This window comes from Arcobacter peruensis (assembly GCF_003711085.1).
Taxonomy (GTDB): Bacteria; Campylobacterota; Campylobacteria; order Campylobacterales; family Arcobacteraceae; genus Poseidonibacter; species Poseidonibacter parvus.
On sequence record NZ_CP032363.1, the window covers coordinates 814,828 to 832,237 of the forward strand.

At 27.3% G+C, this 17,410-nt stretch carries 17 protein-coding genes; 10 read left to right on the forward strand and 7 right to left on the reverse strand.

Annotated features, from left to right (window positions below):
- Positions 1 to 367 precede the first annotated feature (367 nt).
- Together D3Z07_RS04100 and D3Z07_RS04105 are read right to left on the reverse strand one after the other, a co-directional pair.
- A complete protein-coding gene (locus D3Z07_RS04100; protein WP_122893130.1) occupies positions 368 to 2,284 on the reverse strand; it encodes a TIGR00341 family protein in 1,917 nt (638 codons plus the stop codon).
- A 153-nt stretch (positions 2,285 to 2,437) separates the two neighbouring features.
- Positions 2,438 to 5,011, reverse strand: a complete 2,574-nt coding sequence (locus D3Z07_RS04105; protein WP_076085846.1) for a bifunctional aconitate hydratase 2/2-methylisocitrate dehydratase — start codon at positions 5,009 to 5,011, stop codon at positions 2,438 to 2,440.
- A 346-nt stretch (positions 5,012 to 5,357) separates the two neighbouring features.
- Here D3Z07_RS04105 and D3Z07_RS04110 point away from each other — a divergent pair, with 346 nt between their 5' ends.
- Positions 5,358 to 5,798, forward strand: a complete 441-nt coding sequence (locus D3Z07_RS04110) for a YiiD C-terminal domain-containing protein (protein ID WP_122893131.1) — start codon at positions 5,358 to 5,360, stop codon at positions 5,796 to 5,798.
- Positions 5,799 to 5,827: 29 nt separating this feature from the next.
- On the opposite strand, the gene D3Z07_RS04115 is transcribed toward D3Z07_RS04110, so the two are convergent.
- A complete protein-coding gene (locus tag D3Z07_RS04115) occupies positions 5,828 to 6,262 on the reverse strand; it encodes a DsrE family protein (RefSeq protein WP_076085840.1) in 435 nt (144 codons plus the stop codon).
- A 190-nt stretch (positions 6,263 to 6,452) separates the two neighbouring features.
- On the opposite strand from D3Z07_RS04115, the gene D3Z07_RS04120 reads away from it, so the two are divergent.
- The 3 genes from D3Z07_RS04120 to D3Z07_RS04130 all read left to right on the forward strand — a co-directional run bounded on the left by D3Z07_RS04120 (position 6,453) and on the right by D3Z07_RS04130 (position 8,461).
- Positions 6,453 to 6,968, forward strand: coding sequence for a rhodanese-like domain-containing protein (locus tag D3Z07_RS04120; RefSeq protein WP_076085837.1), 516 nt, complete (start codon positions 6,453 to 6,455; stop codon positions 6,966 to 6,968).
- 157 nt (positions 6,969 to 7,125) lie between these two features.
- Positions 7,126 to 7,380, forward strand: coding sequence for a hypothetical protein (locus D3Z07_RS04125; protein WP_122893132.1), 255 nt, complete (start codon positions 7,126 to 7,128; stop codon positions 7,378 to 7,380).
- Position 7,381: 1 nt separating this feature from the next.
- Complete coding sequence (locus D3Z07_RS04130; protein WP_122893133.1) at positions 7,382 to 8,461, forward strand: YeeE/YedE family protein; 1,080 nt, start codon at positions 7,382 to 7,384, stop codon at positions 8,459 to 8,461.
- Positions 8,462 to 8,486: 25 nt separating this feature from the next.
- On the opposite strand, the gene D3Z07_RS04135 is transcribed toward D3Z07_RS04130, so the two are convergent.
- From D3Z07_RS04135 to D3Z07_RS04145, 3 genes are read right to left on the reverse strand one after another with little or no spacing between them, the layout of a single operon-like run.
- Positions 8,487 to 9,269 (reverse strand): TrmH family RNA methyltransferase, encoded by a 783-nt coding sequence (locus D3Z07_RS04135; RefSeq protein WP_122893134.1) that lies wholly within the window; start codon positions 9,267 to 9,269, stop codon positions 8,487 to 8,489.
- A 10-nt stretch (positions 9,270 to 9,279) separates the two neighbouring features.
- Entirely contained in the window at positions 9,280 to 10,170 is an 891-nt protein-coding gene (yddG, locus tag D3Z07_RS04140; RefSeq protein ID WP_122893135.1) for an aromatic amino acid exporter YddG, read from the reverse strand.
- Positions 10,170 to 10,478 (reverse strand): hypothetical protein, encoded by a 309-nt coding sequence (locus D3Z07_RS04145; protein WP_122893136.1) that lies wholly within the window; start codon positions 10,476 to 10,478, stop codon positions 10,170 to 10,172. Before D3Z07_RS04145 ends, yddG begins: the two co-directional genes overlap by 1 nt.
- Before the next feature lie 161 nt (positions 10,479 to 10,639).
- On the opposite strand from D3Z07_RS04145, the gene D3Z07_RS04150 reads away from it, so the two are divergent.
- Together D3Z07_RS04150 and D3Z07_RS04155 are read left to right on the forward strand one after the other, a co-directional pair.
- Positions 10,640 to 11,398, forward strand: a complete 759-nt coding sequence (locus D3Z07_RS04150) for a M48 family metallopeptidase (protein WP_122893137.1) — start codon at positions 10,640 to 10,642, stop codon at positions 11,396 to 11,398.
- A gap of 2 nt (positions 11,399 to 11,400) precedes the next feature.
- A complete protein-coding gene (locus tag D3Z07_RS04155; RefSeq protein ID WP_122893138.1) occupies positions 11,401 to 11,706 on the forward strand; it encodes an NINE protein in 306 nt (101 codons plus the stop codon).
- Between the two features lie 21 nt (positions 11,707 to 11,727).
- On the opposite strand, the gene D3Z07_RS04160 is transcribed toward D3Z07_RS04155, so the two are convergent.
- Positions 11,728 to 12,438 (reverse strand): YebC/PmpR family DNA-binding transcriptional regulator, encoded by a 711-nt coding sequence (locus D3Z07_RS04160; RefSeq protein WP_076085810.1) that lies wholly within the window; start codon positions 12,436 to 12,438, stop codon positions 11,728 to 11,730.
- Between the two features lie 112 nt (positions 12,439 to 12,550).
- Between D3Z07_RS04160 and pgp3 the strand changes: the two genes are divergently transcribed.
- The 4 genes from pgp3 (at position 12,551) to D3Z07_RS04180 (ending at position 17,378) form a co-directional block, all read left to right on the forward strand.
- Positions 12,551 to 13,402, forward strand: coding sequence for a peptidoglycan metallopeptidase Pgp3 (gene pgp3 / locus D3Z07_RS04165; RefSeq protein WP_122893139.1), 852 nt, complete (start codon positions 12,551 to 12,553; stop codon positions 13,400 to 13,402).
- Between the two features lie 164 nt (positions 13,403 to 13,566).
- Positions 13,567 to 14,292, forward strand: a complete 726-nt coding sequence (locus D3Z07_RS04170) for an MlaA family lipoprotein (protein WP_407641344.1) — start codon at positions 13,567 to 13,569, stop codon at positions 14,290 to 14,292.
- A 2-nt stretch (positions 14,293 to 14,294) separates the two neighbouring features.
- On the forward strand, positions 14,295 to 14,894 hold the full coding sequence (locus tag D3Z07_RS04175; RefSeq protein WP_076085804.1) for a Tgt2/MlaC family protein: 600 nt from the start codon (positions 14,295 to 14,297) through the stop codon (positions 14,892 to 14,894).
- Positions 14,895 to 17,378, forward strand: a complete 2,484-nt coding sequence (locus tag D3Z07_RS04180; RefSeq protein ID WP_122893140.1) for an efflux RND transporter permease subunit — start codon at positions 14,895 to 14,897, stop codon at positions 17,376 to 17,378.
- The last annotated feature ends 32 nt before the right edge of the window (positions 17,379 to 17,410 follow it).

Consider the following 17,410-nt stretch of genomic DNA (forward strand, 5'->3'; position numbering starts at 1 on the left):
CTTGAGTTTTTTTTCATTCTAACATATTGGTTATTTTATTTTCTTTTAGAAATTATATGTATATATTTTAAATATATTTAAATTTATACAATATGTAAAACTCTAAAGTGAAAATATTTACTGTTTTAGTTTTATTATATTATTGTGTTTTTTGAAAAAATTATTTTTTCTATAAATACTTATATACAGTTCATATAGAATAAAAATATCCATTTTATAAATATATAATAGATATATAAAACACTTTCATTTTGTATAAACTTTATTTTTTAGTTTTTATCGGTTTTTTGGATATTTCGAGTTTTCTTCTTTAGAGGATATTTCTTGCTTTCAAAAAAGTCATATATCCCCTACTCTATTTGCAGATTTAATGTATTTTTATTATTGGTATAATTTTTAAAACTATTTTTTTGTCTACTTGTTCTTCTAATTTTTGTTTGATAAAATTGTAGTTTACTAAGTCTAAATGTTTACTTGACACTACTTCAATATCTAAGAAAATTGCAGTACTTTTATTCTCAAGACTTTTAATATTTAACTCTATTTTTTTATCATTAAATTCAAGTGTTTTTATACTATTTAATTTACTCATATAATCATTCTTCTCAACTACTTGCATAAATGAAATAAATAAAGGTACTGTAATTAAAGCCATTAAAATTGAAGTATAAAAGATTCCTTTTTTTGCTCTTTTAATAGGTGCATATCCTAAAACCATAAAAGTTAATGTTGCACTTAATGTAATACCTACTAAGTTTGTAATAAATAGTAAAAACGAACCAAGTATAACATCTATATTTCCAAGTCCTAGACCAATTCCTGTTACACTTAAAGGTGGAACTAAAGCAACTGCAATTGCAACACCAGCAAGTGATTTAGCAACCTCTTCTTTTGAAGTAGCATAAGCTCCTGCAATTCCTGAGAATATTGCAACCATTAAATCTAGTAAGTTTGGATTTAACCTTCCTTGCATTTCTGATGTTATTTGTTCTAAAGGAATAAATAAAGTATAAATACTAGAAAACAGTAAAGCCATAAAAATACCAATAACTAATGTTTTTGCACTTTTAATTAATAAATACTCATCAGCACGTGCAACTCCCATTGATAAAGAGATGATAGGAGCCATTAAAGGTGCTAATATCATCGCACCAATTATCACAGGTGATGAATTAGCAAAAAGCCCTGTAGTAGCTAATAAAGTACTTAGAATCATTAAAGTTAAATATGTATAAGAAAAACTTGCACTATCTTTTAAACTTATTAGTAAATCCTTAAATTCATCATCACTTGCTTTTTTAAATAAAGGCAGTTTTCCACCTATTAAAATACTACTTAACTCAGCTTTTGGTAGAGAGTTTATTTTTATTTCATCTTTTTCTTCTAATTGTTTTTCATCTTTTTTTACAATATCTAATAAAGGTCTTCCTAAATGTATATTTATACAATCTTGTACTACTTCAAGTTCAATTGTTCTAGCTTCATAAAAATCCATATTATCAATTTTATATCCTAAGTCTTTATCAGAAGTAACTGTAAGCTTAGTTGTTTTAATAAACCCTAAACTCTTTGGTAATGAGATTAAAGATATTTTTTGATAAAAAAAGATTGATATTAAATACCAAATATAGGAGATTAATGAAGTTGGAGCTAAAATATATGCATTTAATTTACCATCATGAATGGATAATTCATCCCGTATTGCAGAATCTTCACTAATGGCACTTGTATGCTCAAGTACCGTAATTCCTGATGCTGCTGTTTGTATTGAGTGATCTTTAGATGTCGTTAAGGTATAACTTCTAAAAGATATTTCTTTTAAGTTTTTTAAAAAAATCTTTATTTTGTCTATTCTTGTGTTTTTATTATAGTCAAGTCTATTCATACCATGCATATCACCAATTGAAATTCTTGTAAATGCAATTTCTTCATTACATTTTAAAATATCAATACTACTTAACAGCTCAATATTAAAAGCATCCTCAATTGCTTCATCTAAATCTTTTGAAATTGCATAGTTTTTTACAGCAATTGAGCATTTATCATTTGGAAGTATTCCAATTGAAATATTACTATTGAGATATTTTTTAAAAAACTGTTTTATATTTGTATCATCTAAATATAATAAATATAAAGAGTTTTTATTTTTATCATCAATATCAAACATTTGATTTGCTTGAATTTCTAATATTTCACTATTGTATTTTTCTTTTATATTAGCAACTATATCTTCTATATTTGACTTATCTTCTTCTTGTGTAATTAAATAGACTTTTTTATACATTTATAATAATCCTTTTGAACTTCTATTATAGTGTAAGTTTTTTTAATAATATAAAAGATTTTTATTAAGTAAAAATTAAAGTTAGTTTGTTGAGAAAAGAGGTTTTAAATAAAAATCAAACTAGGAAGTCCTAGTTTGATTTGAGTTTAGTTCCTAAGAGTGAACTAAGTTTGTTAATTGATCACCTGTAACTTGGTGGAAGTTTAAGTATTTATAAACACCATCTTTGTTATCTTCAGTAATTTTCTTAGGTACAATTTCCATGTACTCAGCTTTAGTTGGAAGTCTTCCAAGAAGTGCTGTTACTGCTGCAACTTCTGCAGATCCTAAGTAAACTTGAGAACCTTTTCCTAATCTATTATCGAAGTTTCTAGTTGAAGTTGAGAATACTGCTGCACCTTCAGAAACTGCTGCTTGGTTACCCATACATAAAGAACATCCAGGAATTTCAAGTCTAGCACCCGCAGCTGCAAAGATTGAGTAGTACCCTTCTTCAGTTAATTGTTCTTTATCCATTTTTGTTGGTGGTGCAACCCATAGTTTAGTTGGAACTTCACCCTCACCTTTAAGTACTTCACCAAGTGCTCTGAATAATCCGATATTAGTCATACAAGAACCTACGAATACTTCGTCAATATTTTTGATTCTTTTATCGTCAGCTAAAATGTTAGTTAATGTATCAACATCATCTGGATCATTTGGACAAGCTAAGATTGGTTCAGTAATTGTATTTAAATCAATTTCAATTACTTCTGCATATTCTGCATCTGCATCTGGAGTTAATAACTCTGGATTAGCAATCCATTCTCTCATTTTATCAGCTCTTCTTTGTAAAGTTCTAGCATCTTCATAACCTTCTTCAATCATCTTTTCAATTAAAGCGATATTTGAAGATAAGTACTCAATGATTGGTTCTTTATCTAATTGAACAGAACAAGCTGCTGCTGATCTTTCTGCTGCTGAATCTGATAATTCGAATGCTTGCTCAACTTTTAAATCAGGTAAACCTGCAATTTCAATAATTGTTCCAGCGAATACATTCTTTTTACCTTTTTTCTCAACAGTTAATAAACCATCTTGAATAGCTTGGTAAGGAATAGCATTTACTAAATCTCTTAAAGTAATTCCTGGTTGCATTTCACCTTTGAATTTAACAAGTACAGATTCAGGCATAGTTAAAGGCATAGAACCAGTAACACCAGCAAATGCGATTAGTCCAGAACCAGCTGGGAATGAAATACCAATTGGGAATCTAGTATGAGAATCTCCACCAGTACCTACTGTATCTGGTAAACATAATCTATTTAACCATGAGTGAATAACACCATCACCTGGTCTTAATGTAACTCCACCTCTTGAAGAAATAAATTCTGGTAAAGTGTGTCTTAATTTAATATCTGCTGGTTTTGGATAAGCAGCAGTATGACAGAATGATTGCATAACCATATCAGCACCAAAGCTAAGTGCAGCAAGTTCTTTAATCTCATCTCTAGTCATTGGTCCAGTTGTATCTTGAGATCCAACAGTTGTAGCAATTGGCTCAACGTACATACCAGGTTTAACACCTTCAATACCACAAGCTCTTCCTACCATTTTTTGTGCTTGAGTAAATCCTTTACCATTATCAGCAGGTTGTGTAGGAGCAACAAATGCAGAAGTTGCATCTAATCCTAAAGTTTCTCTAGCTTTAACAGTAAGACCTTTACCAATAATTAATGGAATTCTTCCACCTGCTCTCATTTCATCAGTTAATGTGTTTGGAGCTAAATCAAATTCAGAAACAACTGAACCATCTTTTTCAATTACACCAGCATATGGTTTAACAGTAATAACATCACCAGTTTCTAAAGCATCAACCGGAGCTTCAATTGGTAAACATCCAGAATCTTCTGCAGTATTGAAGAAAATTGGAGCAATAATAGAACCAATTACAACACCACCAGTTCTTTTATTAGGAACACCTGGAATATCTCTACCCATGTGCCATTGAACTGAGTTAATTCCAGATTTTCTAGATGAACCAGTACCAACAACATCACCAACGTATGCTAAAGGATGACCTTTTTCTTTAAGTTCAATCATTTTGTTTAATGGATCTTCCATTCTTGATTGTAACATTGCAGTAGCATGTAATGGAATATCTGATCTAGTAAATGCAACAGTTGCAGGAGATAAATCATCTGTATTTGTTTCACCAGGAATTTTATATACTGTTAAAGTAATTTCTTCTTCTAATGCAGGTTTATTAGTGAACCACTCAGCATTTGCCCAAGATTCAATAACTTCTTTAGCTTTTGCATTTCCAGCATCCATTAAATCTTTAACGTCATTAAATGCATCATATACTAAGATAGTGTTTTTTAATTGTTCTGCAGCATCAGCAGCTACTTCGTCAATTTTAAGTGCTTCGATTAATGGAGTAACATTGAATCCACCCATCATTGTTCCTAAGATTCTTACAGCTTCAGATTTTGAAATCACTGAACATGTAACGTTACCTTGAACCACGTCATTTAAAAATGCAGCTTTAACGTAAGCAGCATCATCAACACCTGGGTTAATTTTATTGTTGAATAAATCTAATACGTACTCAGATTCAGCAACTGTATCAGCTTTTAATAATTCTACTAATTCTGCAACTTGCTCAGGAGTTAATGCTAATGGAGGTAATCCACCTTCATTTGCTCTTTCTTGTGCATGTGCTTTATAATCTACTAATAAACTCATATATTGTCTCCTATTTATTTAATTTTATTGTTCAAATTATATCATAAAGGTAGAAAAAGAGATGTACAATTATTGTAAACGTGTGTACAAGTTCTTTATTTTGTAAATAAAAGTTACATTCACTTAAAAAGTAAAAATACAAAACTAATACCAAGTCCTATTTTATAGTACCTTCTAAGATTATTATATCCAATTAAAAATAGCTACTTTTATACACACTTTTATTTTTAATAGTTTATATTTTGTAACTCTTATAATTAGTGTACAATTTTTGTTCTTTTGGCTGAGCTATAATTTAAAGTATTTATTAATATAATTTGTTATTAAATATTTAAAAAGGATTATTTTGATTCAAGAATTACAAGAAAAATTACATAATGAAATACCACTAACAAAACTAATGCAAGTAAATATTAATAAATATAATAAAGAAGAATTAGTTTCAAATATACCTTTAGAGATAAATATAAATGATAAAGGTACTGCTTTTGGTGGAAGCTTAAGTACACTAACAACTATATCAGCATGGAGTATGTGTTGGTTGATTTCAAAAGAATTAGAAATTAATAGTACAAATATTGTAGTTATTAAAAATGAAACTTCTTTTTTTAAACCTGTAACAAAAGATATTGTATGTCATACGAAAAAGCCAAGCTTAGAAGATATTTTAATAGTAAAAGAAAAAATACATCAAAAAGGTAGTGCTTCAATTAAAATTGAATCTCAAATTATTGAGAATAATGAAACTTGTGTAGTTTATACTGGGTTTTATGTGATTACTAAGTAGTATAAATATATCTACTTAGTAATTTAAGTTTATGGTCTAATATAAGAATAACCTTCTTCTTGTAATTCTATAATTCTTGCAACTCCTGCTGTTACTGTTTGTACTCCATCAAGTAAAACAATTTTTGTACCAAATTTTCTTTCAATATTCTTAATAGTATTAGAACATGCAGAAAACTCTATATTTTGTAAAGCTAGGCTTTCAACTCTTTTATTATGTATACCTTTTGTTGTTAGTAAAGTTAATCCAGGACCATAAGCTACAATCTCTATTTCAACATTATCTAGTCCATATAATTTTTGTAAATTTACTGCATTATTTAGTGCGATGTTTTGAGTTCTTAAATCATCTGTGCTAACTTGGATTACTACTTTATGTATTTTTTCTTCGCTTTCATCTTGGGCATTTACACTTGTAAAAGATATAAATAACATGATTAAAACCATTTTAAAAAATTTCTTCATTTTTCTTTCCTTTTTAAGTATATTATCAATAAGTATTATCAAAGTCAATACAAAATTTACAAGATATTCTTAAATTATTTTCAAAGAGTAAAAGTAATTTATTAGTAATAATTATAATATTATTATAATTTTTTATTATAAATTAATTTTTATTTTATATAATGCTAAAAAGAGATTTTAAGGATTAAGTATGAAACTAAAGAATTTACTATTAGCTACTACTCTTGTTACTACATCATTAATAGCTAATGAATTTGTTGGATATAATGAGATAGCATCAAAGCTTATAAAAGAAAATAAAAAAGCTGGAAATTATGCAAGTATTGAGGACGTAAAAAAAGCTCTTGATTCAAAAGATTGGATTGTAGCAGATGTTAGAACTCAACTAGAATGGGCTTCGGCAAGAATAAAAGGAAGTGTTAGAGTTGGAAGACAAGCACCTGAAAAAGCTCTTGCGAACTTTGCATTAGATGATGATGATAATTTTGTAAAACAAAACCTTATTGTTGTTTGTAACACAGCAAAAAGAGCTTCTATTGAGGCAGAAACTTTTAAATTAATGGGATTTAAAACAGTTAAAATATTTGATATTTATTCTTGGATTGATACGTGTAATCCTGTAACAACTGGTTATTCTTCAAAAAAATATAAAGCTGGAACTAAAAACAAATTTGGTCAAATGAAAGCCGAACATTGTTATAAATAAAAAGGTTAATCCCTTTTTATTTACTAAGCACTTACTTTTTTAAACACTTCTTTCTTACTCACTCAGAATATATTACTGCCTATTTTTTTACATTTATTCTTTACTATAGAACTTATTTTGATATAATCTCAAAAATTAGACTAACATAGGAACAAGAATGAGTAAAATTCAAGAATTAGAAAAACTATTAAAAGAAGATGTACTACCTGAAGTAGAAGAAAATATTGATGAACTTCTTGACATAGTTGAAGGTAAAAAATCTACTAAAGAAGATAAAGACGAATTAAAATATATGGAAGATATCAAATTATACTTTGATGAAGTGATCTTAGATATTGAAAATAATAACTTAAAAGATGAAGATGCAATTGAAATATTAGAAGTTTTAGAAGAAATGAGATTAGATAAATAGTATGTTTGATTTAGAAATATTTGAAACAGTAAATATCCTAGCTTTACTTCTTGGAACAGTTTTTGGAATGGTGGCTCAAAAACAGCAGTTTTGTTTTAGTGGTTCTGTAAAAGATTTTATTCTTACAAAATCAACAAGAAGAGGTTCTTCTGTAGTAATGGCAATGATTGTTGCAATTATTGCCACATCTTTACTATCTAGTTATTTTGAAATTGACTTAACTGAAACTGTGTTCTTTAAAGAAGATATCAATTACTTTATTATCATTTTTGGTGGAGCTTTATTTGGTATTGGAATGATGTTAGCTGACGGTTGTGGAAATAGACAATTAATTAAATTTGCACAAGGTGATTCAAACTCTTTAATCACAATTATCTTTATTGGTATCTTTGCTTATGCTACAACTAAAGGTATTCTTCATGGTGTTTTAAATCCAATTATCAATAATGAAACTTTAATACATCTTTCATCATATATTGAAAATGTACAAATGAATATTTTTGTAGTACTTGCTATTTTAGTAGCCTTACTATTATTTTTAGTTAAAAAAGTTAAAAGAATATTAACATTATGGGATGGAGTTGTTATTGGGATTTTAATCTCAATTGCTTGGTATATAACTGGTGTTGTAGGTGCTGAAAGTATGGAAAGAGTGATTGACTTAACAGGTATTACTTTTGTTTATCCAACTGCAAAATCTTTAGAACTATTTATGTTTTATCAAGTAAATGAATTATCATTTGCAATATCAATTGTAATTGGTGTTTTATTTGGAACATTTGTAATGTCATTTATTAATAAAAAATATAGCTTTGGTTGTACAGCAGCACAAAATATTAATAGAACAAAATATAATATGATTGGTGGAGCACTTATGGGAACAGGTGGTGTTTTATCAATTGGTTGTACAGTTGGACAAGGATTAACTGGACTTTCAACACTTGCTTTTGCATCTTTTTTAGCAATCGTTTCTATTATGGTTTCAGGAATCATAACAGCACTACTTCTAAATAAGAAAAATAAACTACCTATGTGTTTTATCTTTGATTGGAAAGATAACAACAACGACTATCAGATTTAAGTCCTAGGACTTAAATCTTTAATCTTTATTTACCCATCTGAAAAAACACAATAGATGCAGCAATAGCAGCATTTAAACTTGTAACTTCTTCACTTATATCAATTCTAAGAATATTATCTGATAAATCAATAATATCTTCTTGTGCTCCAAAACCTTCACTTCCTATTACTACTGCTGATTTTTTTTGGAAAGTAAATTCATGCAAGCTTACTGCTGTTTCATGATTTGCAGTTGTTAATACTTTGTAGTCTAAAGATTGTAGTTTTATTAAATCATCTTTTAAAGTACTTGTTTTATATACTTTTATATTAAATAAATTTCCAGTAGAAACTCTAATACATCTTCTAATAAATGGTGAACATGTATTTTCATCTATAATTAAAGTAGTGATATTAAAAGCTGCACAAGAGCGAACAATTGAGCCTACATTCTCAGGAGATGTAAGTCCATTTAATACTACAACATTACCTTGTATTTCATCAAAAGTAATATATTTAGGTTTATCTATAAGTGCTAACATACCTTGATGTATTTTGTGCCCTACTATATCTTTCATTAGTTCATTACTTGCAGTGTATATTGGAAAATCTATGTCTGAACAGTTTTCTTTTAAAAAATCAAGATGCTCAATAGTTGTAAAAACTTTATGTATTTTTATATTTGTTGAAAAAAGTTTTTTGAAAACATTTTTACTCTCTACTACTACTTGATTTTCTTCAACTTGTGATTTTCGTAAACTTATAAACTCTTTTATTTGGGGATCATTTATCTCACTAATGTTGATTATGTCTTGCATTTTATTCTGCATTTTGTTTTCCTTATTTCTTAAAAAAGAAGTTTTTTATTGATTTTAAATACTGCGCTGAACTTACAAATGAACCTAAAATAATAAAAATACAAGCTAATGTAATAGCCGTAGTAAATTCGGCATATCCTAAAAGTACAAGTAATAGCGTAGAAAGTAATGGTGTAAAATATGAAATTGAACCAAGTAGTTTTATATCTGCATTTTTAACTGCATAATCCCATAAATAAAACGCCCCTCCAACAGGTCCAAGTCCAAGCATTAATATTCCAAATAATTCTGTAGCATTTGGAATAACAGTAGTTTCAAATATAAAATGACAAATACCTGATAATATAGCAGTAGCCATACAAAAGCCCGTAACTGCATAGGTAGGAATATAAGATAATGTTCTTGAAATCACAGAATATGATGACCATATTAAAGCTGCAATTATTGCAAATATGTATCCTGAAATATATTGTGCTTCAAAAGAAAAACTTCCACCTTTTGAAACTAAAAGAAAAGCTCCAAATAATCCAAGAATTGTTCCTAAGATATGAAACCATTTTAATCTTTCATTTGGTAAAAAAGATGAAAATACTACTATTAACAATGGCCATAAATAATTTATTAGATTTGCTTCAACAGCAGGAGCATTTTTAATAGCCAAGAAGTAAAAAAAGTGATAACCAAATAAACCACTTATTCCAATAAACCAGACTTTTACAGGAATTTTAAAAAGCTTAGATATGTGAACCTTTTGTTTTTTTAAAAAAGCCAATCCTACAAAAGAAGCTACAAAAAAAGATAATGATGTTAATTCAAAAGCAGGAATATTACTAGTAAATATTGAAAAAAGTGCTAGTGAAGAGTATAGTAAAATGGTTATAACACCATAAATATTACCCTTTTTTGCTTGCACTAATTAATCTTTTTTGTAGGCATGTTATTTTCTAATCTTCTATCTATATAACAATATGCAAAAAACAGTACCACTAACCAAGAAGCAAATATCACGCTTGAAAAAGTTGTAGTTTGTGCAAACTTCATTACAAAATAAGAATCGATTAAAGCTATAAAAATTGCAATTGCAATCCAACCATAATATTTGATACTTCTATCTAATTTAAATTTATTAGAACAACTAGGACAAGTATATTTTCCAGTAAGGCTTTTAAAATACATTTTTGAATCTAATTCAACACTAGTTTGACAATGAGGACATTTCATATTTATTCTTTATAATAATTTTTGTAATAATACAATATTTATTATTATCAATAGATTTTTCTAAAAGTTTAAAATAAATTATATGATTATTAGATTACAGTTTAAGATAATTTTCTTTAGATATAATAAAAGATACAAGTAAAACATAAAAAGGAAGAACTATGAAACTATTAAGAAATTTCATTTTTGTAGGTATCACTGTATTAATAATCATAGGTTGTACACATAAAACACCCTATACTAATAGATCGCAAATGATTTTTATGTCACCTAAAGAAGAATTAGCTCTAGGAGAAACATCCTATAAGCAAGCTTTATCAAAAGCAAAAGTAATTAACAATACTTATGATGCAAGAAGAGTAAAAGCAATTGGTGCAAAAATTGCAGCTGCTGCAAATAGACCTGATTTTAAATGGGAATTTAATCTAGTTCAAAATGACGCAATGAATGCGTTTTGTTTGCCTGGTGGAAAAGTTGTAGTTTATACAGGTATTTTAAAAGCTGCTAAAAATGACGATCAGTTAGCAACTGTTATGTCTCATGAAGTTGCACATGCTCTTGCTCGTCATGGAGCTGAGAGAATGAGTTCAGCAAAAGTACAACAAGGAATACAACTTATTGGAAATGTAGTATTAGCAGCAACTGCACCTGGCTATACAAATGCATTTAATCAAGCTTATGGTCTTGGTTCGCAATTAGGAGTAATGCTTCCTTATGGTAGATTACAAGAAAGTGAAGCTGATGAAATTGGTATTTATTTAATGGTTAAAGCAGGCTACAATCCTTATGAAGCTTTAAACTTTTGGCAAAATATGAGTGCTGGTAAAAAAACTCAAAATGAATTCTTTTCAACACATCCAAGTTCGAATACAAGAATTCAAGATATAAAAAATACAATTGCTAAATTAAAAAGAAAATAAAAATGAATAATATTGATTTAGAAAAAGCAAAAACACAACAACTAAGTGTTGTATTAGCTTATCTTCTATGGTGGTTTTTAGGTATCTTTGGAATGCATAGACTATATACAAAACAAAAGCGTTGGTGGATATATATACTTGTAGGATTTATTGGACTAATTACTACTTTTATTCTTATAGGTTATTTGATTTTAATAGGTCTTTTTATTTTATGGGTAATAGATGGTTTTAAGTTAAATAATATTGTAAAAGAGTTTAATCTAAATATTTTAGAAGAGTTTGAAAGAAGTTCAGAAGAAATCAATTAAATTGATTTCTTCTAGTGTTGTTTATGCCATATTTGTATAAACAGCTTGAACATCATCATCATCTTCAAGTTTTTCTAATAACTTTCCAATCTCTTCTTCTTGTTCTTCTGTAAATGTTTGTGGATTATTTGAAATTCTTTCTAATTTTGCTTTAGTAAGTTCAATTCCCATTTCTTCAAATGCAGTATTTAATGTACCAAAATCAGTGTAATCAGCAGTTACTAAAACAATACCGTCTTCTTCTTCAATTTCTTCTAATCCTGCATCAATTAGTTCTAATTCTAATTCTTCAATATCCATATCTTCAGTTTTATTAAATTCAAATAATGCTTTTCTATCAAACATAAATTCTAAAGAACCAGTTGGTGCCATTGAACCACCATTTTTATTAAAATACATTTTAACATTCGCAACAGTTCTTGTATTATTATCAGTTGCAGTTTCTACAAAGATTAAAGAACCATGAGGCCCTTTCCCTTCAAAGTTTACATCTGTATAGTTAGCAGAATCTTTTCCACTTGCTCTTTTAATAGCAGCTTCAATATTTGTTTTTGGCATATTTTCAGCTTTTGCATTTAAAATAGCTGTTCTAAGTGCTGAGTTCATTTCAGGATCAGGAACCCCAGCTTTTGCTGCCATTTCAATAGCTTTTGCTAATTTTGGAAACAATCTAGACATTGCTCCCCATCTTTTTAATTTTGACGCTTTTCTATATTCAAAGGCTCTACCCATTATAACTCCAATAGTTTGTTTTTCTAATTTTCGCTGATTATACCAAGTTTGTAATAATAGATAAATAAGTTAATAAAACTATTACTTAAATATTTTTAGATATTATTTATTTATGAAAAAAATATTAATAATCCAAGTAATCCTATTTTGCAATTTATTTGCCTTAACAATAAGCCAAAATGTTGTAAAAAATGCCAACACAGTTCTGTTGGAAATACAAAAAGAAAATATATCAAATGTAAAATTGACGTTTCATACACAAAATATAGATTTTTTTAAAAATAAGTTTAAAAAAAATACATACTCTGCATTATTGCCAATTTCATACTATCAGAAGAAAAACAATTATAGAGTTATTATCTCTTATCTTGAAAACAATAAAAAAGTTTTTAAAGGTTTAAATCTAAAAGTTGTTGATGGAAAATATAAAAGTGAAGTAATAAATGTTTCAAAAAAGAAACTAAAACCAAATCCATCAAGAGTTGCCAGAACTAAAAAAGAGTATGCAGAAGCTATAAAAATATATAAAAGTAAAACAAATAAAATCTTATGGGATGAAGAGTTCATTTATCCATTAAATTCTAAAATCACCAGTAATTTTGGAACAAAACGAGTCTATAATGGAATGCTTAAATCCTATCACAGTGGTACAGATTTTAGAGCAAAAAATGGTACACCAATTATTGCTTCAAATTCAGGTATTGTAAAAATTGCACAAAATAGATTCTATTCAGGTAATTCTATTGTAATAGATCATGGTTTTGGAGTTTATTCTTGTTATTTTCACTTAAGTGTTATGAATTATAAAGTTGGAGATTTTATCAAAAAAGGTGAAATACTAGGTCTTAGTGGAAGTACAGGAAGAGTAACTGGTCCACATTTACACTTTTCTTTTAGAATCAACGGTATACAGGTAGATCCATTAAATGCAATAGAGGTTTTAAATAGCTTAAAAAAGCAATAAAAAACTTACTTAAACATTATCTACACATTTTTTCTATATAATACAAAAAAATAGCACAAAGGAAAAGTTTGAAAAATATTATTTTACTTATTTTAACAGCTTTCATTTTTAATGCCTGCGCAGTAAAAGAAGCATCAAATGCAAAAAATAAAATTGATGAGAAAATAAAAATTTCCTCACAAACTAATAAATCACAAACAGTTGAATATGATGATTTTGAAGATGAATTTGCAGATGAGTTTGCAAATACACAAGTAGAAGTATTTGACCCTTTAAGTGGTTATAATAGAGTAATGACATCTTTTAATGATGGTATTTATACTTATGCTTTAAGTCCTGTTGCAACTGGATATACTTATGTATTTCCACAAACCCTTAGAGTTGGAATTTCTAACTTTTTTTCAAATCTGCTATTTCCTTTAAGATTTATAAACAATTTATTACAATTAAAATTTGAAAACTCAGTTGAAGAGTTAGGAAGATTTTTAATTAACACTACTTTTGGATTAGCTGGTTTTATGGACCCTGCTAAAACTGAATTAGGTTGGGAAGCACATGACGAAGACTTTGGACAAACTCTTGGATATTATGGAGTTGGAGAAGGTTTTCATGTTGTTTTACCTTTTTTAGGACCTTCAAATCTTAGAGATATTGTAGGGCTTGCAGCGGATGGATATATTAGTCCTCTAAGCACAACTGGTTCAAGTGATATTGGATATAAAATTCCAAATAATAGTTTAGAAAATGTAGGAATAATCGCTACAGATACGATAAATTCTACTTCACTTAGACTTGGTCAATATGAAAGTATTAAAAAAGATGCTTTAGATTTATATCCATTTTTAAGAGATGTATATAATCAAAGAAGAAATAAACAAATAGAGGAATAAAAATGAAATTAAAGAACTTATTTAAAATATTATTATTGATTACTTTTGCAATTACATCTGCAAGTGCTTTGAAAAAAGAGACAATAAAAGAAGAAATGGGAAATAAAATCAATACAATTTTACTTATTTTAAAAGATGAAAGTCTTCAAACTAAGCAAAAAGGTGAAAAAATAGTTTCTATAATTGATTCAGTTTTTGATTATAATACTATGTCAAAAATTGCTTTAGGTAAAAAAACTTGGACATCAATTTCTAAAGAACAAAGAAATGAATTTGTAAAAGTTTTTGAAAGAAAACTAAAAAACTCATATATTGATAAACTTGAATTATATACAAATCAAGAAGTAAAGATTATTTCTTTAGAAGATTATAAAGGAAGTAGATTACAGTTAGTTACAGAGTTAATTGGTCAAGATGATGTATACACAATTAACTATAACTTTTACAAAAATAGAGCTAGTAATGAGTGGTTAATTTATGATGTTGATTTAATTGGTGTAAGTATTATGCAAACAAATAGACAACAATTTTCAGGATTATTAAAAGAAAAAACTTTCGATGAAATGTTAGCTGTTTTAAAAGAAGCAAACGAAAAAAACTAAATGATAAAAAAGATTTATGACAATGTCATTTTAAAATTTCCAATTGCAGTTTTACTAGTATTATTCACTAGCATTACTGTTTTAGGATACTACGCTACAAAACTTGAAATTGATGCTTCGGCTGAAACACTTCTACTTGATGATGATAAAGATTTAAAATTTTCTAGAGAAGTAAACAAAAGATATTACAATCCAAACTTTTTAGTTGTTACTTATTCTCCAAAAGATGAACTTCTTTCAAAAACAAGCTTAGATAGATTATCAAATCTTTCAGATGATTTACTTAAATTAGAAAATATAGAAAGTATAACTTCAATATTAAATGTTCCTTTAGTTCAATCTCCAATAAGACCAATTTCTGATTTAGTTGATGGAGTTGAAACTCTTAGTACTAAAGAGTATGATTTAACTTTAGTTAAAAAAGAGTTTTTAACATCTGAACTTTACTCAAATAACTTAGTAAGTCCAGATTTTAAAACGACTGCATTAATGTTAAATCTAAAAGAAGACAAAAAGTATTTTGAACTTTTAGAAAAAAGAAATGATTTATTAGCTAAAAAAAGAGCAGATAATATTAGTAAAGATGAATTAAATCTTTTAAATAAAACTGTATTAGAGTTTAAAGAATATAGAGATTTTTTAAGAGAACAAGAAACAAGTGATATTAAAAATATTAGAGCAATAATTAGTAAGTACGATAATCAAGCAAGTATTTTCCTTGGTGGAATAAATATGATTGCAAATGATATTGTAGGCTTTGTTAGAAGTGATTTATTAATTTATGGTTCTACTTTAGTACTTTTACTTATTTTTATTTTATGGTTTATTTTTAGACATCCTAGATGGATTATCTTACCAATTGTTATTTGTCTTTTATCTGTTGTTTCAACAGCTGGAGTATTGGGTTTATTTAATTGGGAAGTTACTGTAATATCATCAAACTTTATTGCTTTACAGTTAATAATAACCATTTCAATAGTTTTACACTTAATTGTAAGATATAGAGAATTAAATGTAAAATATAAAAATGCCAGTCAATATAAGCTAGTGATAAACACTATTTTATCAAAAATGAATCCTTCATTTTTTGCAATTATTACTACAATTACAGGTTTTGCATCTTTAGTATTATCAAGTATTCAACCTGTTAAAAACTTAGGTTTAATGATGAGTGCTGGAATTGCAATCTCACTTATTATTGCTTTTTTAGTTTTTCCTATTGTTTTAATAATGGTGAATAAAAAAGATGAACATGAAAGAGAAAAAAACTCTAAGTTTTCACTTATTTCAAAAGCTTCATACCTTGTAGAAAACAAAGGAAGTAGTATTTTAATAGGTTCTTTACTTGTAGTTGTATTTTCTCTTTCAGGAGCATCACAATTAATTGTAGAGAATAGTTTTATTAACTACTTTAAACAAAGTACAGATATTTATAAAGGAATGAAAGTAATTGATGAAAATTTAGGTGGAACAACGCCCTTAGATGTAATTATAAAATTCAAAGATGAAGAAAAAACAGTAAAAATTGTAGAAAAAGCTAGCGAAGATGACTTTTTTGATGACTTTGAAGATGAGTATAAAGAAAGCGAAAACGATGAACAATATTGGTTTTCACAAGATAAAATGAATACAATTACAAAAGTTCATAACTATCTAGACTCACTGGAAGAAGTTGGAAAAGTACAATCGTTAGCAAGTATTTTAAAAGTAGGAAAACTTTTAAATGACAATAAAGAACTAGATGGAATAACACTAGCACTTTTATATAAAAAACTTCCAGAAAGATATAAAGATTTAATTTTAGCACCATATATCAACATTGAAAATAATGAAGCTAGAATAACTATGAGAATAGTAGATTCAAATCCAAGTTTGCGAAGAAATGAATTGTTAAATAAAATCAATACTGATTTAAGAGATATTATTCAAAATAAAGAAACAACATATAAATTATCAAACCTAATGGTTTTATATAACAATATGCTTCAATCATTATTTGATTCTCAAATCTCTACATTAGGTTTTGTTTTAGTGATTTTATTTATAATGTTTTTACTTCTTTTTAGATCACTTAAAATTGCATTTATTGCACTAATTGCTAATATTATTCCTATTTCTGCTATTTTTGGAATTATGGGTTGGTTAAATATTCCTTTAGATATTATGACTATTACAATTGCAGCTATTTCTATTGGTATTGGAGTAGATGATACAATACATTATATTCATAGATTTAAAGAAGAGTACAAGTTTGATCATAATTATATCAATGCTATGAAAAGATCTCATGAAAGTATTGGATATGCTATGTATTACACTTCTTTAGTAGTTGTAGTAGGTTTTTCTATACTTGTTTTATCAAATTTAATTCCTACTATTTACTTTGGTTTATTAACAGTAGTTGTAATGGCTACAATCTTAGCTTCAGCACTACTTTTACTTCCAAGATTAATAATATTATTAAAACCATTTACAAAGCATTAACCTTTTATTTAAAAAAGGTTAATACTAAGCTA